Source organism: Amycolatopsis coloradensis, assembly GCF_001953865.1.
GTDB classification, from domain to species: Bacteria; Actinomycetota; Actinomycetes; order Mycobacteriales; family Pseudonocardiaceae; genus Amycolatopsis; species Amycolatopsis coloradensis.
In genome coordinates this window covers 250,317-270,456 of record NZ_MQUQ01000002.1, presented here as the reverse complement: position 1 = coordinate 270,456, position 20,140 = coordinate 250,317, and the positions used below count along the sequence as shown (strand labels likewise).

Below are 20,140 nucleotides of genomic sequence, written 5' to 3'. Positions count from 1 at the left end.
TCCCGCTGTCGTCAAGGAGGATGCGGTGCGTACGAGGGTGATCAAGGTGGCCGCCGCGGCCACCGCGCTCGGCCTGGCCCTGTCGGCCTGTGGGTCCACGAAGGACAACGCGCCGGCACCGGGTGCCGGTGGGGCCCACGGTGGCAAGGTCGGTGCCACAATCCCGTTGCTGACCTCGCCGTTCTGGCAGGCCTACAACAACTACGTACCGCTGAAGGCGAAGGAACAGGGTGTCGAAGCGCTGCCGACGGTCAACGCGGACAGCGACTCGGCGAAGCAGATCACCGACATCAACACCCTGCTCAGGGAAGGGATCAAGGGTCTCGTCGTGACGCCGCTCGACTCCGCCGCCGTCGTGGCCGGCCTCAAGGCCGCGGAGAACAAGGGCGTTCCGGTGGTGGCCGTCGACGTCGCACCGGAGAGTGGCAAGGTCGCGATGGTGGTGCGCGCGGACAACAAGGCGTACGGCACCAAGGCCTGCGAGGCGATCGGCGCGAAGGTCACTTCGGGCAAGGTCGTGCAGGTGCTGGGCGACCTCGCCTCGATCAACGGCCGTGACCGCTCCGAAGCGTTCCGGCAATGCATGAAGGCGAAGTTCCCGGACGTCGGAGTGCTGGAGGTCGCCGCCGAGTGGAAGGCGGACAAGGCGTCGTCCGGTTTGGACAGTCTGCTGACCGCAAACCCGGACATCAAGGCCGTGTACATGCAGGCGGGCGGCGTCTACCTGGCACCGACGCAGCAGGCGCTCAAGCGCAAGAACCTCTACTTCCCGGTCGGCGACCCCAAGCACGTCGTGCTGGTCAGCAACGACGGCATCCCGCAGGAACTGGCCGCGATCCGCGCGGGTGAACTCGACGCGACCGTCTCCCAGCCCGCCGACGACTACGCCAAGTACGGCATGTACTGGATCAAGAAGGCGATGGCGGGGGAGACCTTCAAGGCAGGGCCGACCGACCACGGCAGCACGATCGTCGAGGTCCGGCCCGGAATTCTGGAGGACCAGCTTCCCGCCCCCGTGGTCACCAAGGACAACGTGGACGACAAGGCCCTGTGGGGGAACAACCTGTGAGCGCGCTGCCCGCCGGCTCCGCCGCCGTACCGGTGGTCAGCGCACAGGGCGTCGGTAAACGCTACGGCCCGACCGTGGCGCTGTCCGACGTCAGTCTCACCGTCCACCCCGGCGAGTCGCACGCGCTCGTCGGCCGCAACGGCGCGGGGAAGTCCACCCTCGTCTCCATCCTCACCGGACTGTCCAAAACGGACACCGGCCACGTCGAGTTCGGCGGCGTCCCCGCGCCGCCGTTGTCCAGACAGGACGACTGGAAGCGCGCGGTCGCCTGTGTGTACCAGCACGCGATGGTCGTCCCTCAGCTGACGGTCGCGGAGAACCTGTTCCTGAACCGGCAGTCCGGCAAGGGCTTCGCGATCGGCTGGCAGCGTCTGCGCCGCCAGGCCAAGGACCTGCTGGAGTCCTGGGACGTCCACGTGGACGTCGACACCCCGGCAGGTGAGCTTTCGGTCGAGGACCGGCAGTTCGTGGAGATCGCGCGGGCGCTTTCCCATGGCGCCCGGTTCATCGTCCTCGACGAGCCGACCGCGCAACTGGACAGCCAGGCGATCGAGCGGCTCTTCGACCGGATGCGCCAGCTGCGGGCGAACGGGGTGACGTTCCTGTTCATCTCGCACCACCTGCACGAGGTGTACGAGGTTTGCCAAGCGGTCACCGTGTTGCGCGACGCCAAGCACATCCTCACCGCGCCGGTATCGGAGGTCGGCCGGGCCGAGTTGATCGACGCGATGACCGGCGAACAGGGCGGCCTTTCCGTCCGCGACGCTTCGGCGCGTGAGGCGCTGGCTTCGGACGCGGACGAGGTCCTGACCGTCGACGGGCTTTCCGGTGACGGCTTCCACGACGTCAGCTTCCGGGTCCATCGCGGTGAGGTGATCGGTCTCGCGGGCAGCAACGCCAGCGGCAAGCACCAGGTCGCGGAAACCGTGTACGGACTGCGCTCGCCGTCCTCCGGTGCGGTCGAGGTCGAGGGCAAGGCACTGAAGCCGGGCGACATCCCGGCCGCGATCCGCGCCGGAATCGGCTGTGTGCCGAGAGATCGGCATCACGAAGGGCTGGTGCTCGACCACTCCATCATGGACAACACCACACTGTCTATTTTGGACCGGATGGGCAAGGGCGGTCTCGTGCCACCGCGTGTCCGGTACTCGAAGGCTTCGAAGGCGCTGAAGGATTACGACATCGTCGCGGCCGACGCCGATCAGCCGGTGTCCGACCTTTCCGGCGGCAACCAGCAGAAGGTCGTCCTTGCCCGCGCGCTGGCCGGGGATCCCCGGCTGGTCGTGCTGATCAACCCGACCGCGGGCGTTGACGTGAAATCGAAGGAGGCCCTGCTCGCGGTCGTCGACCGGGTGCGGGCCGAGGGCAAGGCGGTACTGATCGTCAGCGACGAACTGGACGATCTGCGCCTGAGCGACCGGGTACTGGTGCTGCGCGCCGGTGCCGTGGTCGCCGAACACCGGGCAGGCTGGTCCGACGGCGATCTGGTGGCCGACATCGAAGGAGTCGAGCCTTGACAACAGACCCGGCAGCGTCGTTCGCGGCTCCGCCGAAACGCCGGAAGTTCCGCTGGCTGCGCGAACTCGCGCTGGTGCCCGCCCTCGTCGTGGTGCTGATCATCGGAGGACTGATCAGCGACACGTTCCTGACCTTCGGCAGCATCGTCGGCATCCTGTCCGCCTCGGCGGCGCTGTCGATGGTGGTGCTGGGCGAATCGCTGGTCCTGCTCACCGGGAAGTTCGACCTGTCACTGGAATCCACCATGGGCATGGCGCCCGCGCTGGGCGCGATGCTGGTGATCCCGGTGGCGTCCTCGGGCTTCGGCACCGAATTCCCCGGTTTCGCGGGCATCCTCGCCGTGCTGGTGGCCGGTGCCGCCATCGGTTTCGTGAACGGGTTCCTGATCGTCAAGCTGAAGCTGAACGCCTTCATCGTCACGCTGGCGATGCTGACGGTGCTGCGTGGCACGCAGATCGGCTCCACCCAGGGGAAGACGCTGTTCGACCAGCTGGACGTGTTCACCGCGCTGGCGACGACCACGTTCATCGGGCTGCCGATGTCGGTATGGCTGGCCACGGCGCTGTTCACCGTCTTCGGGCTGGGCCTGCGGTATCACCGGATCGGCCGATCGCTGTACGCCATCGGCGGCAACCGGGAAGCCGCGCGGGCCGCCGGTATCCGCGTCGACCGGATCTCGTGGGGCGTGTTCGTCGTGGCGGGCGTGCTGGCCGCGCTCGGCGGGCTCGCGTACACCGGTTACGTCGGGGCGCTCGGTGCGGATCAGGGCGACGGATTGATCCTTCAGGTGTTCGCGGCTGCGGTGATCGGCGGTGTCTCCCTCGACGGTGGGAAGGGCACTCTGGTCGGGGCGCTCACCGGCGTCCTGCTCCTGCAGACGGTCACCAACCTGCTGCAAGTGGCGCAGGTGCCGCCTGAGTGGCTGAAGGCGATCTACGGCGTGATCATCCTGGTCGCGTTGATCATTTCCCGCTATGCCGGCGGGAAGGCTCAGACCTAGCCCGCGGGGTGTTATGAACGGTCCGTTCATTACAGGATTTTGTAATGAACGGACCGTTCATAACACGCCCAAGGGCGGTTCGAGGACCCAAATGGAGGTAGCTGTGTCAGGAAGCTTCGGCGGCCGCGGTCGGGTCGTCGGCGGTGCCGAGGGCGTTGCGGAGCCACTGCTCGACCCCGGCCACGTGCACGGTGGCCCACGAACGCGCCAGTTCGGGTTCACGGGCGGCGATGGCCTCGTAGATCGCCGAGTGCTGCTCGCGGGTCTTCGCGACCGCGCCCTCCTGGGTGAGCCCGCGCCAGATGCGGGCACGCGCGGTGGGGCCGGACAGGCTGTCCAGCAGCGAGCACAGCACCGGATTTCCGGAGCCGTCGGCGATTTTGCGGTGGAACTGCAGGTCGTTCGCGACCAGCGCCTCCACGGTCGGCGAGTCGGCCAGTTCGTCGAGCAGGCGGCCTAGGTCCGCGATGTCCTCGTCGCTCATGTGCATCGCGGCCATCGCCGTCGCGGCCGGTTCGAGGATCCGGCGGACGGCGAGGAAGTCCAGCACGGTGTCGTCGCGGTGGAAGTCCACCACGAACGTCATCGCGTCGAGGAGGAGATTCGGTTCGAGGCTGGTGACGTACGTTCCGTCGCCCTGCCGGACGTCGAGTACGCGGATCAGGCACAGGGCCTTCACCGCTTCGCGCAGCGAACTGCGGGACAGGCCGAGCCGCTGGGCCAGTTCGGCCTCCTTCGGCAGCCTGTCGCCAGGAGCAAGCTCGCCGGAGATGATCATGTCCTTGATCTTGTCGATCGCGACATCGGTGACCGGCATGTTCCACCGCCCTCCCCGAAGACCTCGGATGTTTGAGTGTTAGTTGACAGAGTGCCATGTTTCGAGCTGAGGAGGCGCGGTGACCCACGGTGTCGCACTACAAAGAGTGGCACTCCACACCCGGTTGAAGCCGGGTAAGGAGGCCGAATACGAGTCGGTCCACGCCGTCATCCCGGTCGATCTCGACGAAGCGCTGAGGTCCGCGGGGGTGCGCTCGTGGCGGATCTGGCGTGCCGGTCTCGACCTGTTCCACCTGGTGGAGGTCGAGGATTACGCGAAGATGCGCGCGACACTGCGCGATCATCCGGCCAACATTCCCTGGCAGGCCAGGATGTCGGAACTGCTCGACGTCGAAGACGACTACTCGGGTGACGATTCGGGCCTCGGCCTGGTTTGGGAGCTTCCGTGAAGATCCCCCTGTCCCCACTGGGGCTCGGCTGCGCGCAGCTGGGCAATCTGTACCACGCCATCACCGACGAGACGGCCGAAGCGACCGTGCGGCAGGCGTGGGACGAAGGCATCCGGTATTTCGACACCGCCCCGCACTACGGTCTCGGCCTGTCGGAACGACGGCTGGGGGCGGCGCTTTCGGCGTACTCCCGTGCGGACTTCGTGGTGTCGACCAAGGTCGGCCGCGTGCTGGAACCCGATCCCGGCGGCGCTTCGCGGACCGACTCGCAGGGTTTCGTCGTTCCCGCCGCGTACAAACGCCGCTGGGATTTCAGCCGCGACGGGATTCTCCGGTCGCTTGAGGACAGTCTGGAGCGGCTCGGGCTCGACCGGGTGGACGTCGTCTACGTGCACGATCCGGACGAACACTTCGAAGAGACCGTCAACGGCGCTTTCCCCGCGCTGCTCGAATTGCGGGAGCAGGGTGTCGTCGACGCCATCGGGGCCGGGATGAACCAGGCGCCGATGCTCACCGAGTTCGTCCGGCGGTTCGACCTCGACGTGATCCTGCTGGCGGGCCGGTACACCTTGCTCAACCAGCCCGCCCTCGACGATCTCCTGCCGCTGTGCGCGGAACGCGGGGTCGGCGTGGTGGCCGGTGGCGCGTTCAACGCCGGGATCCTCGCCACGGCGTCGCCCGGCACGATGTACGACTACGCCGAGGCCCCGGCCGAACTGGTCGAGCGGGCCCAGCGGATCGCCGAGGTCTGCGGGCGGCACGGTGTCGAACTCCCTCAGGCGGCCTTGGCCTTGCCCGCCGCGCATCCGGCGGTGGTGTCGGTCGTCGTCGGCGCGCACGATCCCGGCCAGGTCCGGCTCAACGCCGAGCGGTTCCGCCGCCCGGTGCCGCGCGAGTTGTGGACGGACCTGATCCGTGCGGGACTGGTGCGAGAGGACACCCCGCTGCGGCCGGAAGGACAGTCGTGATCGACGCGCACCACCATCTCTGGGATCCCTCACGGCGGCACTACCCGTGGATGACGGGGGCGGCACTGGACCCGATCCGCCGTCCGTACACAGTGGACGATCTCCGCGCGGTGACCGAGGCGGCCGGAGTGAAGGGGACCGTGCTGGTGCAGACGGTCTCGTCGGAAGAGGAGACGCACGAGTTCCTCTCCGTCGCCCGTGCCGAACCGCTGATCGCGGGCGTCGTCGGCTGGGTCGATCTCACCGCGTCCGATGTCGCCGAGCGTCTCGCCGCGTTTTCCGGTCCCCTGGTGGGAATCCGGCACCAGGTGGAGGACGAACCGGACCCGTCGTGGCTCAGCCGGCCCGAGGTTCTGCGGGGACTGGCCGCTCTCGGTGAGGCCGGGCTGGCGTACGACCTGTTGGTGAAGCCACCCCAGCTTCCGGCGGCGCTCGCGACGGCTTCCGCGCTGCCGGACCAGGTCTTCGTACTCGACCACGCCGCGAAGCCGCCGATCTCCTCGGGGGAATGGCAGCCGTGGGCGGACGGGGTCGCGGCGCTGGGAAAGCTGGACAACGTGTACTGCAAGCTTTCGGGGCTGGTGACCGAGGCGGACTGGGCACAGTGGAAGGTCGGACATCTGGCGCGCTGGGCCGAACACGTACTGGAGTCCTTCGGGGCTTCGCGGCTGATGTTCGGCTCCGACTGGCCGGTCTGCGAACTCGCGGCCGCGTACGAGGTCGTCGTCGACACGGCGTTCTCGCTGACCGGCTCGTTGAGCGACGCGGAGCGGCTGGAGTTCTTCGACGGGACGGCGCGGCGGGCCTATCGCCTCTTGCCGGTGCCCGGATGATGGTTTCGCGTGTCGTCCGCCGGATCACGTGTGTCGTCCAGTCAGTCTCGCGGCCGAAGCGTGACTCCGGTGTCGAGCGCGGCCACCGTCCAGGGTGTCGCGAAAGCCACTTTCGCGACGTCTGATGTCCCGAAAGTGGCTTTCGCGACACGGCCACCGGATTTTCACCGGGAAAAGGAGGAAAGTGGGCGGCGCGGGGTCCGGGCGCCTGCGAACCGCCGATCAACGACCAGCGGCAGGGGGAGGAAAAATCAGAATTCGTCCTGCTTGACCATCGTCCGCAGGCGGGCCAGTGCGCGGTGCTGCGTCACGCGCACGTTGCCGGCGGAGATCCCGAGCGCTTCGGCGGTTTCGGCGGCGGAGAGGCCGACGGCGATGCGGAGGGCGAGGATCTCCTGCTGCACTCGCGGAAGAGTGGAGAGCAGGCGGCTGAGCCGGGCACCGAGGTCGAGGTGCAGGGCGTGCGTTTCGGGCTCGTTGTCGCCGATGGGCCGTTCCGGCAGTTCGGGTACCGGTTCCGACCGGTCGCGGGAGACCGCGCGGTAGGCGTCGGCGACCTTGTTGGCCGCGATCGCGTGCACGAGATAAAGGAACGAACCGCCGCGATCCTGGTAGCCGGGCAGTGCTTTCAGCACGGCCATGCACACTTCCTGCGCGACGTCGTCCGCCGACAGGTAGGACAGGTCGCGGCCACCCATCCTGGCGCGGCAGTACCGGACCACGACGGGCCCGATCATCCGCAGCAGCGATTGGATGGCGGCGGGATTCCCGTCGCCCGCGTCCTTGACGAGGGGATCGAGATTCTCCTTCGTCAGCCGTCCGCCCGGTCGAGGCAGGTTCTCCGGAGTCGTGTATCCGGGGACCGCATCGGGGGCGACGGTTCCGGACGCGCTGGAAAGTGCTTGCATGGTCGTCCTCCCCGGCCGACCCTGCGACCGTCGCTGTCGAGGGGTCAACACTCCGTAACGATTGAGGGCGGCAGATGCTCCATAAGATCAGATCCATCTGCCGCCGTTGCGACGCAGCGTAATCGTAGGCGCCGATCGGACGGCAGTAAAGATTTCAACTAGAGATAGCCCATTCGCCGGAGTCGGCTTAACACAACCGAGACTCCGCGTCGGGAAAACCACCGTCGCGATCGCTGGATGTGTACGACCTTTAGCGCACCGCGACCAAAGCCGCCGCCGTCGCTACGACGAGTGCCGAGACGGTGACGGCAAAGGCGGGGTTAAGAGGTTTCGGGGTTTCCGCCCTGCGCAGTGCCCGTTCACGAAGCGAGCCGATGACGACCAAAGCGATCACCATGGCGCCCGCGAACGCGACCGGGACGACCGCCGTCCCCCAGCCTCGCCGGGCGGCCAGGTGCAGGAGCAGGAGTGTGCAGGCAGTAGCCGCGAGCGCGGTCCGGCGCCAGGCCAGCCCCGTCCGCTCCGCTTGCGCTCCGTGATCGCCCGAACTCACGAGAAGACCACCAGTGCCGCGGCGGTCAGGGTGATCGCGAGGATCCCGGCCGTCAGTAAGACCGGCATCCCGCTCTTCGGCAGCGGCCGCCCCGCCCGCATGGCGGACTGCACCTGCCGCCAGCGCGGATACGCGCTCGCCGCGAGCACGGCGGCCAGTATGACGCAGAGGCCGGCGAGGACGGTGCTCAGCGCGGTCGGGCCGGGGACAAGCTGGTGTACCGCGACGCCGCCGGCGAGCAGGCCCAGCGCCGTCCGGAGCCAGGCGAGGAAGGTCCGTTCGTTGGCGAGCGTGAATCGGTAGTCGGGTTCCGAACCGCCGTCGTGCGGTCCGTTGATCTCTGCCACCCGACGAACACTAAGCCTTTCGACGCGCGAAGACCCACCAGCGAAGGACCGCGAAGCGTGCGATGCCGCCCACGACGCTGGCCGCGAGCAGGGCGCCCGTCTGCTCCAGCGCGGTCGGCTCGGTGATCACCGCGTCGAGGGACGCGAGCACGATTGAGCCGTACGCGGCGTAGAAGGCGAACGTCGCCAAGTCCTGGAAGTGCCGCTTGCCCGCATGACTCTTCCGGGTGGCGAAGGTGACCCGGCGGTGGAACTCGGTGTTCCCGACGGTCGTGACCGCGAGCGCGACCAGGTTGGCCACCTGAGGGCCGAGGATCGGTTGCAGGACTAGGAAGAGCACTGCCTGCAAGCCGGTGGCGAAGACACCGGCGACGACGTACCAGGCGGCATGGTGGCCGAGCTCGTGGTGCCGTTCCGGCGCGCGCCGGATGATCCGGTGCCCTGGCGCCCACCTGGTGGTGGTCATACCGACGACGCTACTCCTTGTTTCACAAACTTGTGAAGCCAGTAAACCGGCTGGGACTTGTGATCCCGGCGACAGCGTCGTCGTTTGGCCGTCGACGTCGTCGGGTAGGCCACAGGGGACCGGGTCGAGTACAGCACGCCCCGGCTGAGGTCCGATGAGGAGGGAGCGGCCGATGAGTGACCGAGAGACCGCTGAGCCGGAAACTTTGCCCCCCAGCGAGGCGCTCGACGAGGACGAGCTCCGCGTCGATCCGCTTGAGGAAGGCATGGAGCCGCCCGAACACTGGAGTGGGGCCGACAGGTTCGGGACTACGCCCGCCGAGATCCGCGAAGGGGAGTCTCACGCCATGCGGCTGGCCGAAGAGGAGCCCGACGTCGGCGAAAGATGATCTTCGCTCAGACGGCAGGCCGTGCCGCGACCCCCTAGCGTGGTCCGTCAAGTGCACGACCGCGACGAAGGAAGGGCAGAGATGCTGACAGTCACCGAAGCCGCCGCCGAGGCGATCACCGCACTGACCGAGCAGGAAAACGGGCAAGACGGCGGCGGACTGCGGTTCGCGATGCATTCCCAGGAGGGGGACAGTCCCCAGCTGGCGGTCTCCGTCGCTCCTGAGCCGGAAAGCGGTGACAGGGTGCTCCGCGCCGACGGCGGCTCGAAGGTGTTCCTGGAACCCGAAGCAGCCGCATTGCTTGACGACAAGGTGCTCGACGTCCAGCAGGACGAGACCGGCGAAGTCGCCTTCGCCGTACTCCCGCAGGCTCAGCCGCAGCCTGGCAGCTGAGCCCGGCGGCTCAGGCGTTAAGACCGGGCCCAGGCACGAACCAGCTCGCCGGCCCGCTCGCGCAGGAGTTCCGCCGCGTGCGCACGCGCGTGGTCGAATGAAGGCGCGTGGTCGATCAGGGCGGCGCTGCCCACGACACCGAGGCCGGCGAGCTGGTTCTCGTCCAGCTGGATCCGCCCGGCCAGCACCATCAGCGGCACCGCGTGCTCCCGCGCGCGGGCCGCGATGCCCGCCGGGGCCTTGCCGTCGAGACTCTGCTCGTCCAGTGAGCCCTCACCGGTGATGACGAGGTCGGCGCGCTCGATGGCGTCCGCGACCCCGGTGAGCCCGGCGATGAGCTGGAAGCCGGATTCGACCGCCGCCCCGAGTCCCGCGATCGCACCGGCGGCGACCCCGCCGCCCGCTCCCGCCCCGGGGATGCCGGAGACGTCGGGAGTCCCGGCGTTCCGCAACGCCTGCGCCCAGCGGGCCAGGGATTCGTCCAGTCGCTCGACTTCACCCGGGCCGGCGCCCTTCTGCGGGCCAAAGACCGCGGCCGCGCCCCGTGCACCGAGCAAGGGGTTTGTCACGTCCGTGGCGACGGCGACCGTCACGTCTCCGAGCCGTTCGCGCACCGGGCCGAGTTCGGCCGAGGCGACGCGGCCCAGCGTGCCGCCACCGAGTCCGACGGGTGCGCCGAACGCGTCGAACACCCCGGCGCCCAGCGCCGCCAGCATCCCGGCGCCGCCGTCGGTGCTCGCAGTCCCGCCGACGGTCAGCACCAGACGGCGCGCGCCGTTGTCGAGCGCGTGCGCGAGGAGTTCGCCGACGCCCCAGGTGTGCGCGGTCAGCGCCACTTCCGGACTCGGCTCCACGAACTCGATCCCGCACGCGCGGGCCGACTCGATGTAGGCCGTTCCGTCGAGCATCACGTAGCGCGCGTCGACGGTGGCTTCGAGCGGTCCCCGGACCGGAAGTTCGACAAGACGACCACCCGCCGCGACGAGGACGTCGAGCGTTCCCTCGCCGCCGTCGGCGACCGGGCAAGAGGAGACCTCGGCCTCGGGCAGTGCGTCGCGGACGCCGTTGGCGATCGCCTGCGCGGCCTCGACCGCGGTCAGGCTTCCCTTGAACTTGTCGGGCGCGATGACCACACGAGTCATGGACGAACCTCCGTCAGCGGGTTTCCGCCGGTGAGCACCGACGCGACGTTTTCGGCCGCGAGCACGGCCATGGCGGTACGGGTCTCGACCGTCGCCGATCCGAGATGCGGCGTCAAGACGACGTTTTCGCGGTTGAGCAGGCGAGGCTCGACCTCGGGTTCGGCTTCGAACACGTCGAGGCCCGCTCCGGCGATCTCGCCTGCTTCGAGCGCGTCCGCCAGCGCGGCTTCGTGGACGACCGGACCACGCGTGGTGTTGATCAGGTACGCGCCCGGTTTCATCGACTTCAGCGCGTCCGCGTCGATGAGGTGCCGGGTCTCCGGTGTCAGGGGGCAGTGCAGGGAAACGACATCGGAGGTTTCGAGCAGTTCGGTGCGGGACAAGTACTTCGCGCCCAAGGTCCGCTCGACGTCTTCCGCCGCTCGCGACCGTCCCGTGTAGACGATCCGCATGCCGAAACCGAGCGCCCGCCGCGCGACCGCCTGCCCGATCTGGCCGAGTCCGACGATCCCGAGCGTCTTGTCCTGCAGTCCGGCACCGAGCAGGAAACCCAGGTGGAACGACCACGGCGTACGCGAGCGGATCAGCCGTTCGCCTTCACCGAGTCGCCGCGTGACCGCGAGGATCAGCCCGAACGCCAGATCCGCGGTGGCGTCGGTGAGCACGCCGGGGGTGTTGGTGACGGTGATCCCGCGTCCGGCCAGCGCCGGGACGTCGACGTTGTCGTGGCCGACGGCCACGTTCGCCACGACCTTCAGTTCGGGGCCCGCCGCGTCGGCGACCGCGCCGTCGATCCGGTCATGCAGCATGCCGACGATCGCGGAGGCGCCTCGGACGAACTCGAGGAGTTCGTCCGGCGTCAGCGGCCGGTCGGCGCGCGACAGTTTCACCTCCCCGGCTTCGGCGAGCACTTTCAGCGCTTCGTCGGGAATCCACCGGGTCACCGCGATCGTCGAGGTCACCCCGTCAGCCTAGTGTGCGGCATTTGGTATCCCAAACATGCGAATCCCCGTAATGAGGGAGTCGCTTCCCCTGCGCGGGGGAGTCGTCACCCTCCGAGGCCCGGGGATGGTGGTAAGCGCGGAAAAGTTCCGCGAGCAGGGGATTTCAGGGGTGGAAATGAAACGATCACGAGAACTGGCGGCCGTCGGTGCCGCGGTGGTCCTCACCGCGACACTCGTCGCCGCTGGCCCGGCGTCAGGAGCGGAAGAGGGCAAGGGCAAGCCGGCCGAACCGAGTCTGGTCGGTAGCGCCAAGATGCTGCGGAAGGGCGGCGACGACGTCCGGTTCACCTTCGACGCCCACGGCCTCTATCCGGACAGCCGCGGGACGTTCCGGGTGAGCCACGCGGGCGGCGGGATCTCCGCCTACTTCCAGGGGACGGTCGACTGCCTGGTGGTCGGCGGCCCGGTCGCCGTGGTCACCGGCATCGTCAAGGACACGAACGTCCCGGATCTCAAGGACCGCCGGGTCGGGATGTCGGTTTACGACCACGGCAGGCACGACAGGGTCGGTTACAGCTGGGGGCCCGATCCCGACCACGAGTTCGTCGTACCGCCCTGTATGAGCACCGCGACGTTCGAGAGGGTCGAGACCGGGGACTTCAAGGCCGTCGAGTGGTTCCCGCCGGGGAACGGGAACAGCTGAGAAGTCCTTCCTGTCACAGAAGGTCGGCGACCTTCTTCGCGGTCTCCTTCGCGGATCCCGGGTTCTGGCCGGTGACGAGGTTGCCGTCCACCACCGCGTAGGAGACGAAGGGCAGCTTCGCCTTTTCGTAGAGCGCGCCGCGCTTCTTCATCTCCTCTTCGGCGTTGTAGGGCACGAGTTCGGCCACTTTCGCGAGGACTTCCTCGCGCCAGGTGAAGCCGGTGACCTTGCGCCCGGCGACGAGAAGGGAACCGTCGGACAGCTTCGTGTTCAGCAGGCCGCAGTAGCCGTGGCAGACGGAGGCGACGATGCCACCGCGTTCGAAGATCTCGCGGGTGATCCGCTGAAGTCCTTCACTGTCGGGAAAGTCGTACATGACCGCGTGGCCGCCGGTGAAGAAGATCGCGTCGAAGTCCGCGGAGTCGATCTCGCCGGGAGCGGCGGTGTGCTCCAGAAGCGCCATTCGTTCCGGGTCGGCGTGCCAGGCCTTGGCCGACTTGTCGTAGCTGGGGAACTTCAGCGACCGGGGTTCGAGGGGTGACCGCCCGCCCTGGGGGCTGACGATCGTCTGCTCGAAACCGCGCTCCGCGAAGACGTGGAAGGCGTGGGTGAGTTCGGACAGCCACAAGCCGGTGGGGTATGCGGGATCGTCGTAGTGACCGACGTTGGTGACGACGTTCAGGACGCGCTTGGTCATCGGAAGCTCTCCCGGTCTCGGACGGACGTGGGGACCGGCATGTGGAGAGCCAGCTGCCCTTCGGTCATCACGTCGAACCTAAGGGTCTTGAGGGGGTTGAGCGAGCGGACGTCCTCGGAGAGGCGTCCCTCGCCCAGCCGGAGTTCGACGCCACGCGGGAGCCGCGTGCTCCCGGCCGAGAGGACGTTCGTCTGGCTCAGCGTCGCATGCCACGCGTCCCCGATGGTGGTGTACGAGGTGAGGCTCGAGACATTCTCGCCGGACTTGTATGCGGTCTGACCGGGTGTCGCCGCTGAAAGGGCGAGGTCAGTCTCGCCGCGGCCGTTGGTTACGCGCGCTTCGGTGCGCTCGGCGTCGATGTCGACGTCGAGGCTCGTCACCCACTTCGGGAACCCGTAGCCGTCGCGACCGCGGACCTGGGCGATGTCACTGCTGACCGGAAGAGACAACACGTACGAGTGAAGGTGTTCGTTCTTGAGGCCGGTCACGAGATCGAAGAACCCGAGCCGTCCATGCCGGGCGGGCCGGACCGCGATGCCCACGGCCGCCTCGGTGTAGAAGTCGATGTCGCAGACGTCGTACCGGAACACCATCACCGACACCAGGCCGAGACCGGGCGCGACCTCCAGCGGCGACAGCTCTTCGGGGAGACGCTGCCGGATCGCCCGGGAGGAGGCGAGCATCATCAGCCGGGCCGTCGCGATGCGGTAGTAGAAGTTGGGGGTCAGCGTGGGGCCGATCGGCGAGTCGACTCGTGCCTTGGGGAGCCGCCGGAAGAAGTCGACGCCGCTCACGCGCGGGTCGGCGGCGACGGTGTCGAGGTCGGTGTCCATGCGGTAGCGGTCGTAGAGGCCGCCTTTCGGGACGTCGACCGAGCGTCCGCCCAGGTCGACGGCGACCGTGTCCTGCGCCATCCTGCACTCCTGAATGTTTACGATGCTTACATCGATGAGCGTAAGACTCGATGTGAGCACTGTCAACACCGGCTATCGCGGTCGCGCGGCCAGGATCGCGGTGAACGCGGCGCGCACGTGGCCGTCGATCTCGTCCTTCGACTTCGCCGGGAGTTTGCCGTCCAAAAACAGGTAGGCCAGCCCGTGGGCGAGCGCCCAGCCCGCCGAGGCGAGTGCCTCCGAACCGGTCTCGGGGAACACCTGTGCCATCGCCAGCCGCAGGAGGTCGTGGATGTCCGCCGCGGCCTGGACGCGCTCCTCGCTTCCCGTGTCGCAGGCGTTTCCGAACATCAGCCGGAACAGTGCCGGGCGCCGCTGGGCGAAGTCGACGTAGGCGACCGCGAGTTCGGCCAGGTCCGCCGCTGACGCCGGGAGTTCGCGCCCCTGCGCGAGATCCGTCTTCAGATCGCGCAGGCCCTGTGCGGCCAATGCCGACTCCAGGGCGTCCCGGTCGGCGAAGTGCCGGTACGGCGCTGTCGCCGAGACGCCCGCCTCGCGGGCGACGGCACGCAGGGAGAACGGCTCGCCTGCTTCGAGCATGCGCATCGCCGTCGTCAGCAAAGACGCCCTCAGGTCGCCGTGATGGTAGCCACTCTTCGTTGATGTTGACACTGCTTACATTCCCTTCCTATGCTCATGTGAGCAATGTAAACATACGCGTTCGGGAGCTGCGATGTCATCCGTAGTCGGCAAAACCTCGTCACCGGTGTTCGAGCCGTTCACGTTTCCCAATGGCTCACAAGTGCCGAACAGACTGGTGAAGGCCGCGATGGAAGAGAACATGGCGAGCCGCGGGCAGGTGCCCGGCGAGCCCCTGTTCGAGCTGTACCGCCGGTGGAGCGAGGGTGGGGCCGGGCTGCTCGTCACCGGCAACGTCATGGTCCACGCGGAGGCGCTCACCGGTCCGGCCGGTGTGGTCCTCGACGCGAAGTCCCCACTGGAACCGTTCCGCCGGTGGGCGTCGGCCGCGAAGAGTGGTGGCGCGCGGGTGTGGATGCAGATCAACCATCCCGGGCGTCAGGTGCGGGCGGACATGCCCGGTGTCGCCTGGGGCCCGTCGGCCGTCCGCGTCGACGTCGGCAAGAACAGCAAGCGGTTCGCCGATCCGGTCGAGATGTCCGCGCGGCAGATCGGGGAGACCGTGGTGCGGTTCGCCGAGACCGCCCGCCGCGCCGAGGAGGCCGGATTCGACGGCGTCGAGATCCACGCGGCGCACGGCTACCTGCTCTCGCAGTTCCTTTCGCCGCTGGCCAATCGTCGCGACGACCAGTGGGGAGGAAGCCTGGAGAACCGGGCCAGGCTTCTGCTCGACATCGTCCGCGCGGTCCGCGGAGTCGTGGCGCCCGGGTTCGCCGTCGCCGTCAAGCTCAACTCCGCCGACTTCCAGCGTGGCGGTTTCGACGCCGACGACGCCGAGTCGGTCATCGCGATGCTCGCGCCGCTCGGCGTCGACCTGGTCGAATTGTCGGGTGGCAGCTACGAAAGCCCGGCGATGACCGGGCAGGCCGGCGACGACCGCACCCGTGCGCGTGAGGCCTACTTCCTGACCTTCGCCGAACGGCTCGTCCGGACCAGTGCGCTGCCGCTGATGCTGACCGGCGGCGTGGTCCGCAGGCCGGTCGCGGAAGAAGTGCTGGCAAGCGGCGTCGAACTCGTCGGCATGGGCAGTGCGCTGGCCGTGGACCCGAAGCTGCCGGCCAAGTGGCGCGACGACGCGGACGTCAAGGTGGAACTCGAACCGGTCCGGATCGGTGACAAGGCCGTCGCGTCCGCCGCGAGCATGGCCCGTGTCCGGCGGCAGTTGCGCCGTCTCGGCGCGGGACGGCGGACCAAGCCGGACATCGACCCGAAGCTGGCCCTCGTCGTGGAAACGGTGCTCCAGGCGCTCGCGCTTCGCCGTTACCGCGCGTGGTTGCGCGACCGCATCGGCTGAGCTATGTTCATATGAAGAACAGATGTGCGCGATACGAACAAGCCGGGAGTGGGGATGGCGGAGCTGCTGTCGTTGAAGGAGGCCGTGGCACGGCTGGTGCACGACGGGGACGTCGTCGCGCTCGAGGGCTTCACGCACCTCATCCCCGTGGCCGCGGGCCAGGAGATCATCCGTCAGGGCCGCACCGGCCTGACGCTGGTCCGCATGACCCCGGACATCGTCTACGACCAGCTCATCGGCGCGGGCTGCGCGAGCAAGCTGATCTTTTCCTGGGGCGGAAATCCCGGTGTCGGCTCGCTGCACCGCTTCCGTGACGCGGTCCAGCACTCCTGGCCGGTGCCACTGGAGATAGAGGAACACAGCCACGCGGGCATGGCGAATCGGTACGTCGCCGGTGCGTCGGGCCTGCCGTTCGCCGTCCTGCGCGGCTACACCGGCACCGATCTTCCCGCGCAGACCGACACGATCAAGCCCATCACCTGCCCGTTCACCGGCGAACAGCTCGCCGCCGTCCCGGCGCTCAACCCGGACGTGACGATCGTGCACGCCCAGCGCGCCGACCGGTCCGGCAACGTCCAGATCTGGGGCATCACGGGCGTGCAGAAGGAGGCGGTGCTGGCGGCGAAGCGATCGCTGGTCACCGTCGAGGAGGTCGTGGACGAACTGGAGCCCCGGCCGGGCGCGATCGTGCTGCCGTCATGGGCGGTCACCGCCGTCGCCGAGGTCCCCGGCGGCGCGAGCCCGTCGTACGCGGCGGGGTACTACGAACGGGACAACGACGCCTACCAGGCATGGGACGAGATCGGCCGGGACAGGGAGAGCTTCACCCGCTGGCTCGACGAGCTGACGGGAGTGAAGGCATGACCGAGTACACCTCCGACGAGATGATGAGCGTGGCGGCCGCTCGCGCGCTCGGCGACGGGATGTCCTGTTTCGTGGGCATCGGCCTGCCCAGTACGGCGGCCAACCTCGCCCGCCGCGGGCACGCGCCGAACCTCACGCTGATCTACGAATCCGGTTGCCTCGGCGCCAAACCGACCCGGCTCCCGTTGTCCATCGGCGACGGCGAACTCGCCGACACCGCGGACGCCGTGGTCAGCGTTCCCGAGGTCTTCAACTACTGGCTCCAGCCCGGCCGGATCGACGTCGGTTTCCTCGGCGCCGCCCAGCTCGACAAGTTCGGCAACATCAACACCACCGTCATCGGCCCCGACTACGCCAACCCCAAGGTGCGGCTGCCCGGGGCCGGCGGGGCGCCGGAGATCGCCGCGTCCTGCCGCGAGGTGTTCGTGGTGCTGCGGCAGAGTCCCCGCACGTTCGTCGAGAAGGTCGACTTCGTGACGTCGTTCGGTCACGGCACCGGCAAGGGCGACCGCGAGCGGCTCGGCCTCCCCGGCGCCGGGCCGACGCTGGTGGTCACCGACCTCGGCCTGATGCGGCCCGATCCGGAGACCGCCGAGCTCACCCTCACCGAACTGCATCCCGGGATCGAGGCCGATCAGGTCGTCGCGGCGACCGGGTGGAAACTGAAGGTGGCGGCCGACGTCGGAACCACCCCGGCGCCGACCGAGGCGGAACTCCGCATCCTCCGAGACCTCAAAAGGGCGAGCGCATGACCGACGTCTTCCTGTTCGACGCCATCCGTACCCCGTTCGGCAAGTACGGCGGCGCCCTGTCCGGGGTCCGGCCGGACGATCTCGCCGCCACCGTGCTGCGGGCGCTGGGCGAGCGCAACGATCTCGACCCGGCCACCGTGGACGAGGTCGTCCTCGGCGACGCCAACGGCGCCGGCGAGGACAACCGCAACGTCGCCCGGATGGCGGCCCTGCTGGCGGGCTGGCCGACGAGCGTCCCCGGCGCGACCGTGAACCGGCTGTGCGGTTCCGGTCTCGACGCGGTCATGCAGGCGAGCCGGTCGGTCCAGGTCGGTGACGCTTCGCTCGCCGTCGCGGGCGGGGTCGAGTCGATGAGCCGTTCGCCGCTGGTCATGCGGAAACCGGAGAAGGCCTTCCCCGCGGGCAACCAGACGTTGCACTCCACCGCGCTGGGCTGGCGCATGGTCAACCCGAAGATGCCCGAGCAGTGGACGGTCTCCCTCGGCGAGTCCACCGAACAGCTCGCCGAACGCTACGGCATCGGCCGCGACGAGCAGGACGCGTTCGCCGTCCGCAGCCACGTCAACGCCGCCCGCGCCTGGGACGAGGGGTTCTACGACGACCACGTCGTCCCGGTCGAGGGCGTCGAACTCACCCGTGACGAAGGTATCCGCCCCGATTCCACCCCGGAAAAGCTGGCGAAGCTCAAGCCTGTCTTCCGTCCACAAGGGACGGTCACGGCCGCGAACGCGTCGCCGCTCAACGACGGCGCGTCCGCGTTGCTGCTCGGCGACGAGGCCGCCGGGAAACGGCTCGGCAAGGCGCCGCTGGCCAGGATCGCGGGCCGGGGCGCGGCAGGCGTCGACCCCGATGTCTTCGGCATCGGCCCGGTCCGCGCCGCCGAGATCGCGCTGGAGCGCGCCGGGATCGGCTGGGACGACCTGGCGGCGGTGGAACTGAACGAGGCCTTCGCCGCGCAGTCCCTGGCTTGTCTGCGCGACTGGTCGAAGCTCGATCCGGAAATCGTGAACGTGAACGGCGGCGCGATCGCGATCGGCCATCCGCTGGGCGCCTCCGGCGGCCGGATCCTCGGCACCCTCGCCCACCACTTGCGCCGCACCGGCGGCCGCTGGGGGCTGGCGGCCATCTGCATCGGCGTCGGCCAGGGGCTGGCCGTCGTCCTGGAAGCCCACTGAGCCGCGCTGGAGGGAACAGCATGTCCGCACCCGCAGAACTGAGGCTCCCGCGCTACCGGCGCGATCCGGAGGGAACGCATCCGCCGCTCGACTACGCCGGGTACCGGTCGACGGCGCTGCGCCACCCCCAGGAGCCGCTGATCGTGCTCCCGCACCTGCTGACCGAGATCACCGGCCCGGCACTGGGGCAGGGGCGGGTCGGCGAGTTCGACAACGACCTCACCCAGGGCCACGCGGGTGAGCCGCAGGGACAGCGGATCATCGTCACGGGACGGCTGCTCGACGGCGACGGACGGCCGATCCGGGATTCGCTCGTGGAGATCTGGCAGGCGAACGCGGGTGGCCGGTACCGGCACACCCTGGACCGCTGGCCGTCGCCGGTGGACCCGAACTTCGACGGCGCGGGCCGGACACTGACCGACGGCGAAGGGCGCTACACCTTCACCACCATCAAACCGGGCGCGTACCCGTGGAAGAACCACGACAACGCCTGGCGGCCGGCGCACATCCACTTCTCCGTCTTCGGCAGCGCGTTCACCCAGCGGCTGGTCACGCAGATGTACTTCCCGGAAGACCCGCTGTTCTCGCAGGACCCGATCTTCAACTCCATCCCGGACGAGAAGGCGCGGCAGCGGATGATCGCGCGCTTCGACCTCGACCGCACCGAAGCCGAGTGGGCGCTGGCCTTCCAGTTCGACATCGTCGTGCGCGGCCGCGAGGCGTCGGTCTTCGAGGACGAGGAGGACGAGCACTGATGCCCGAGACGACGCCTTCCCAGACCGTCGGCCCGTACCTGTCCATCGGCCTGCCCTGGCCTGACGGGCCGGACGTCGTCCCGGCGGGCGAACCGGCCGCGATCCGCATCCACGGCAGGGTCCTCGACGGCGCGGGGAACCCCGTCCCGGACGCGATGATCGAGACCTGGCAGGCCGACGCCGACGGCCGGTTCGACCATCCCGACGACCCGCGCGGAGCGGTCGCGAACGGGTTCCGGGGTTTCGGGCGCTGCCCGACCGATCCGGATGGGAACTACCGGATCCGGACGATCATGCCCGGCGCGCTGCCCGGTCCGGCCGGCAGCACGCAGGCGCCGCATATCGACGTCTCGGTGCTCGCGCGTGGTCTCCTGCACCGCGTCGTCACCCGGATCTACTTCGAGGACAACGACAACTCCCGAGATCCGGTGCTCGCCTCGGTTCCGGAAGCCCGCCGGGGCACGCTGATCGCCACCAAGGCCGGCGACGGCTACCGGTTCGACGTCCGGTTGCAGGGCGAGGGAGAGACGGTTTTCTTCGATGTCTAGTTTTT

General features: G+C 68.8%; 25 protein-coding genes. 15 read left to right on the top strand and 10 right to left on the bottom strand.

Features of this window, described 5'->3' with window-relative positions:
* Positions 1 to 25 precede the first annotated feature (25 nt).
* Genes BS329_RS03160 through BS329_RS03150 form a run of 3 tightly spaced genes read left to right on the top strand, consistent with a single transcriptional unit; the run spans position 26 to position 3,587 of the window.
* A complete protein-coding gene (locus BS329_RS03160) occupies positions 26 to 1,069 on the top strand; it encodes a sugar ABC transporter substrate-binding protein (protein ID WP_076155495.1) in 1,044 nt (347 codons plus the stop codon).
* Positions 1,066 to 2,586: a sugar ABC transporter ATP-binding protein gene (locus BS329_RS03155; RefSeq protein ID WP_076155494.1), complete on the top strand. Its 1,521-nt coding sequence runs from the start codon at positions 1,066 to 1,068 to the stop codon at positions 2,584 to 2,586. The genes BS329_RS03160 and BS329_RS03155 overlap by 4 nt, the downstream gene beginning before the upstream one ends.
* Entirely contained in the window at positions 2,583 to 3,587 is a 1,005-nt protein-coding gene (locus tag BS329_RS03150; protein WP_076155492.1) for an ABC transporter permease, read from the top strand. Before BS329_RS03155 ends, BS329_RS03150 begins: the two co-directional genes overlap by 4 nt.
* A 106-nt stretch (positions 3,588 to 3,693) precedes the next feature.
* Here the strand turns inward: BS329_RS03150 and BS329_RS03145 are convergent, their stop codons facing one another.
* The gene (locus BS329_RS03145; protein WP_076155491.1) at positions 3,694 to 4,404 is read right to left on the bottom strand and encodes a FadR/GntR family transcriptional regulator; all 711 of its coding nucleotides are present in this window, start codon (positions 4,402 to 4,404) and stop codon (positions 3,694 to 3,696) included.
* Between the two features lie 106 nt (positions 4,405 to 4,510).
* Between BS329_RS03145 and BS329_RS03140 the strand changes: the two genes are divergently transcribed.
* Genes BS329_RS03140 through BS329_RS03130 form a run of 3 tightly spaced genes read left to right on the top strand, consistent with a single transcriptional unit; the run spans position 4,511 to position 6,614 of the window.
* Positions 4,511 to 4,813, top strand: coding sequence for an L-rhamnose mutarotase (locus BS329_RS03140; RefSeq protein ID WP_076155489.1), 303 nt, complete (start codon positions 4,511 to 4,513; stop codon positions 4,811 to 4,813).
* Positions 4,810 to 5,781, top strand: a complete 972-nt coding sequence (locus BS329_RS03135) for an aldo/keto reductase (protein WP_076155488.1) — start codon at positions 4,810 to 4,812, stop codon at positions 5,779 to 5,781. Before BS329_RS03140 ends, BS329_RS03135 begins: the two co-directional genes overlap by 4 nt.
* Positions 5,778 to 6,614, top strand: coding sequence for an amidohydrolase family protein (locus tag BS329_RS03130; protein WP_076155486.1), 837 nt, complete (start codon positions 5,778 to 5,780; stop codon positions 6,612 to 6,614). Before BS329_RS03135 ends, BS329_RS03130 begins: the two co-directional genes overlap by 4 nt.
* A 251-nt stretch (positions 6,615 to 6,865) precedes the next feature.
* On the opposite strand, the gene shbA is transcribed toward BS329_RS03130, so the two are convergent.
* From shbA to BS329_RS03110, 4 genes are all read right to left on the bottom strand, one after another.
* Positions 6,866 to 7,522, bottom strand: coding sequence for an RNA polymerase sigma factor ShbA (gene shbA, locus BS329_RS03125; protein WP_076155485.1), 657 nt, complete (start codon positions 7,520 to 7,522; stop codon positions 6,866 to 6,868).
* 250 nt (positions 7,523 to 7,772) lie between these two features.
* A complete protein-coding gene (locus BS329_RS03120) occupies positions 7,773 to 8,075 on the bottom strand; it encodes a DUF202 domain-containing protein (protein WP_076155483.1) in 303 nt (100 codons plus the stop codon).
* Positions 8,072 to 8,422 (bottom strand): YidH family protein, encoded by a 351-nt coding sequence (locus tag BS329_RS03115; protein WP_076155481.1) that lies wholly within the window; start codon positions 8,420 to 8,422, stop codon positions 8,072 to 8,074. The genes BS329_RS03120 and BS329_RS03115 overlap by 4 nt, the downstream gene beginning before the upstream one ends.
* Before the next feature lie 10 nt (positions 8,423 to 8,432).
* Positions 8,433 to 8,888, bottom strand: a complete 456-nt coding sequence (locus BS329_RS03110; protein WP_076155480.1) for a GtrA family protein — start codon at positions 8,886 to 8,888, stop codon at positions 8,433 to 8,435.
* 172 nt (positions 8,889 to 9,060) lie between these two features.
* On the opposite strand from BS329_RS03110, the gene BS329_RS03105 reads away from it, so the two are divergent.
* Together BS329_RS03105 and BS329_RS03100 are read left to right on the top strand one after the other, a co-directional pair.
* A complete protein-coding gene (locus BS329_RS03105; RefSeq protein WP_076155478.1) occupies positions 9,061 to 9,276 on the top strand; it encodes a hypothetical protein in 216 nt (71 codons plus the stop codon).
* 81 nt (positions 9,277 to 9,357) lie between these two features.
* Positions 9,358 to 9,669, top strand: coding sequence for an iron-sulfur cluster biosynthesis protein (locus BS329_RS03100; RefSeq protein WP_076155477.1), 312 nt, complete (start codon positions 9,358 to 9,360; stop codon positions 9,667 to 9,669).
* A 17-nt stretch (positions 9,670 to 9,686) separates the two neighbouring features.
* On the opposite strand, the gene BS329_RS03095 is transcribed toward BS329_RS03100, so the two are convergent.
* Positions 9,687 to 10,811 (bottom strand): glycerate kinase, encoded by a 1,125-nt coding sequence (locus tag BS329_RS03095; protein ID WP_076155475.1) that lies wholly within the window; start codon positions 10,809 to 10,811, stop codon positions 9,687 to 9,689.
* Entirely contained in the window at positions 10,808 to 11,773 is a 966-nt protein-coding gene (locus BS329_RS03090) for a 2-hydroxyacid dehydrogenase (RefSeq protein ID WP_076155474.1), read from the bottom strand. Before BS329_RS03090 ends, BS329_RS03095 begins: the two co-directional genes overlap by 4 nt.
* A gap of 157 nt (positions 11,774 to 11,930) precedes the next feature.
* Here BS329_RS03090 and BS329_RS03085 point away from each other — a divergent pair, with 157 nt between their 5' ends.
* Positions 11,931 to 12,458 carry a hypothetical protein gene (locus tag BS329_RS03085; RefSeq protein WP_076155472.1) on the top strand — a complete coding sequence of 176 codons (528 nt, stop codon included), beginning with the start codon at positions 11,931 to 11,933 and terminating at the stop codon, positions 12,456 to 12,458.
* Between the two features lie 13 nt (positions 12,459 to 12,471).
* On the opposite strand, the gene BS329_RS03080 is transcribed toward BS329_RS03085, so the two are convergent.
* The 3 genes from BS329_RS03080 to BS329_RS03070 form a co-directional block, all read right to left on the bottom strand.
* Positions 12,472 to 13,155 (bottom strand): type 1 glutamine amidotransferase domain-containing protein, encoded by a 684-nt coding sequence (locus BS329_RS03080; RefSeq protein ID WP_076155471.1) that lies wholly within the window; start codon positions 13,153 to 13,155, stop codon positions 12,472 to 12,474.
* Positions 13,152 to 14,069 carry an acetoacetate decarboxylase family protein gene (locus BS329_RS03075; protein ID WP_076155469.1) on the bottom strand — a complete coding sequence of 306 codons (918 nt, stop codon included), beginning with the start codon at positions 14,067 to 14,069 and terminating at the stop codon, positions 13,152 to 13,154. Before BS329_RS03075 ends, BS329_RS03080 begins: the two co-directional genes overlap by 4 nt.
* Before the next feature lie 72 nt (positions 14,070 to 14,141).
* The gene (locus tag BS329_RS03070) at positions 14,142 to 14,720 is read right to left on the bottom strand and encodes a TetR/AcrR family transcriptional regulator (protein ID WP_076155467.1); all 579 of its coding nucleotides are present in this window, start codon (positions 14,718 to 14,720) and stop codon (positions 14,142 to 14,144) included.
* A 61-nt stretch (positions 14,721 to 14,781) separates the two neighbouring features.
* Here BS329_RS03070 and BS329_RS03065 point away from each other — a divergent pair, with 61 nt between their 5' ends.
* The 6 genes from BS329_RS03065 to pcaG are packed head-to-tail and all read left to right on the top strand — an operon-like array spanning position 14,782 to position 20,135.
* Positions 14,782 to 16,041, top strand: a complete 1,260-nt coding sequence (locus tag BS329_RS03065; protein WP_076155466.1) for an NADH:flavin oxidoreductase/NADH oxidase family protein — start codon at positions 14,782 to 14,784, stop codon at positions 16,039 to 16,041.
* 54 nt (positions 16,042 to 16,095) lie between these two features.
* Positions 16,096 to 16,905, top strand: a complete 810-nt coding sequence (locus BS329_RS03060) for a CoA transferase subunit A (RefSeq protein WP_076155464.1) — start codon at positions 16,096 to 16,098, stop codon at positions 16,903 to 16,905.
* The gene (locus BS329_RS03055; RefSeq protein ID WP_076155463.1) at positions 16,902 to 17,657 is read left to right on the top strand and encodes a CoA-transferase subunit beta; all 756 of its coding nucleotides are present in this window, start codon (positions 16,902 to 16,904) and stop codon (positions 17,655 to 17,657) included. Before BS329_RS03060 ends, BS329_RS03055 begins: the two co-directional genes overlap by 4 nt.
* Entirely contained in the window at positions 17,654 to 18,832 is a 1,179-nt protein-coding gene (locus BS329_RS03050; RefSeq protein ID WP_076155461.1) for a thiolase family protein, read from the top strand. Before BS329_RS03055 ends, BS329_RS03050 begins: the two co-directional genes overlap by 4 nt.
* Before the next feature lie 20 nt (positions 18,833 to 18,852).
* Positions 18,853 to 19,587: a protocatechuate 3,4-dioxygenase subunit beta gene (gene pcaH, locus BS329_RS03045; protein WP_076155460.1), complete on the top strand. Its 735-nt coding sequence runs from the start codon at positions 18,853 to 18,855 to the stop codon at positions 19,585 to 19,587.
* A complete protein-coding gene (pcaG, locus tag BS329_RS03040; protein ID WP_076155458.1) occupies positions 19,587 to 20,135 on the top strand; it encodes a protocatechuate 3,4-dioxygenase subunit alpha in 549 nt (182 codons plus the stop codon). Before pcaH ends, pcaG begins: the two co-directional genes overlap by 1 nt.
* Positions 20,136 to 20,140 lie beyond the last annotated feature (5 nt).

Coding starts and splice junctions, on each gene's coding strand:
- BS329_RS03145 (WP_076155491.1), bottom strand. CDS start 4,404: ATGCCGGTCACCGATGTCGCGATCGACAAGATCAAGGACATGATCATC.
- shbA (WP_076155485.1), bottom strand. CDS start 7,522: ATGCAAGCACTTTCCAGCGCGTCCGGAACCGTCGCCCCCGATGCGGTC.
- BS329_RS03110 (WP_076155480.1), bottom strand. CDS start 8,888: ATGACCACCACCAGGTGGGCGCCAGGGCACCGGATCATCCGGCGCGCG.
- BS329_RS03105 (WP_076155478.1), top strand. CDS start 9,061: ATGAGTGACCGAGAGACCGCTGAGCCGGAAACTTTGCCCCCCAGCGAG.
- BS329_RS03100 (WP_076155477.1), top strand. CDS start 9,358: ATGCTGACAGTCACCGAAGCCGCCGCCGAGGCGATCACCGCACTGACC.
- BS329_RS03095 (WP_076155475.1), bottom strand. CDS start 10,811: ATGACTCGTGTGGTCATCGCGCCCGACAAGTTCAAGGGAAGCCTGACC.
- BS329_RS03085 (WP_076155472.1), top strand. CDS start 11,931: ATGAAACGATCACGAGAACTGGCGGCCGTCGGTGCCGCGGTGGTCCTC.
- BS329_RS03080 (WP_076155471.1), bottom strand. CDS start 13,155: ATGACCAAGCGCGTCCTGAACGTCGTCACCAACGTCGGTCACTACGAC.
- BS329_RS03075 (WP_076155469.1), bottom strand. CDS start 14,069: ATGGCGCAGGACACGGTCGCCGTCGACCTGGGCGGACGCTCGGTCGAC.
- BS329_RS03065 (WP_076155466.1), top strand. CDS start 14,782: ATGTCATCCGTAGTCGGCAAAACCTCGTCACCGGTGTTCGAGCCGTTC.
- BS329_RS03060 (WP_076155464.1), top strand. CDS start 16,096: ATGGCGGAGCTGCTGTCGTTGAAGGAGGCCGTGGCACGGCTGGTGCAC.
- BS329_RS03055 (WP_076155463.1), top strand. CDS start 16,902: ATGACCGAGTACACCTCCGACGAGATGATGAGCGTGGCGGCCGCTCGC.
- BS329_RS03050 (WP_076155461.1), top strand. CDS start 17,654: ATGACCGACGTCTTCCTGTTCGACGCCATCCGTACCCCGTTCGGCAAG.
- pcaH (WP_076155460.1), top strand. CDS start 18,853: ATGTCCGCACCCGCAGAACTGAGGCTCCCGCGCTACCGGCGCGATCCG.
- pcaG (WP_076155458.1), top strand. CDS start 19,587: ATGCCCGAGACGACGCCTTCCCAGACCGTCGGCCCGTACCTGTCCATC.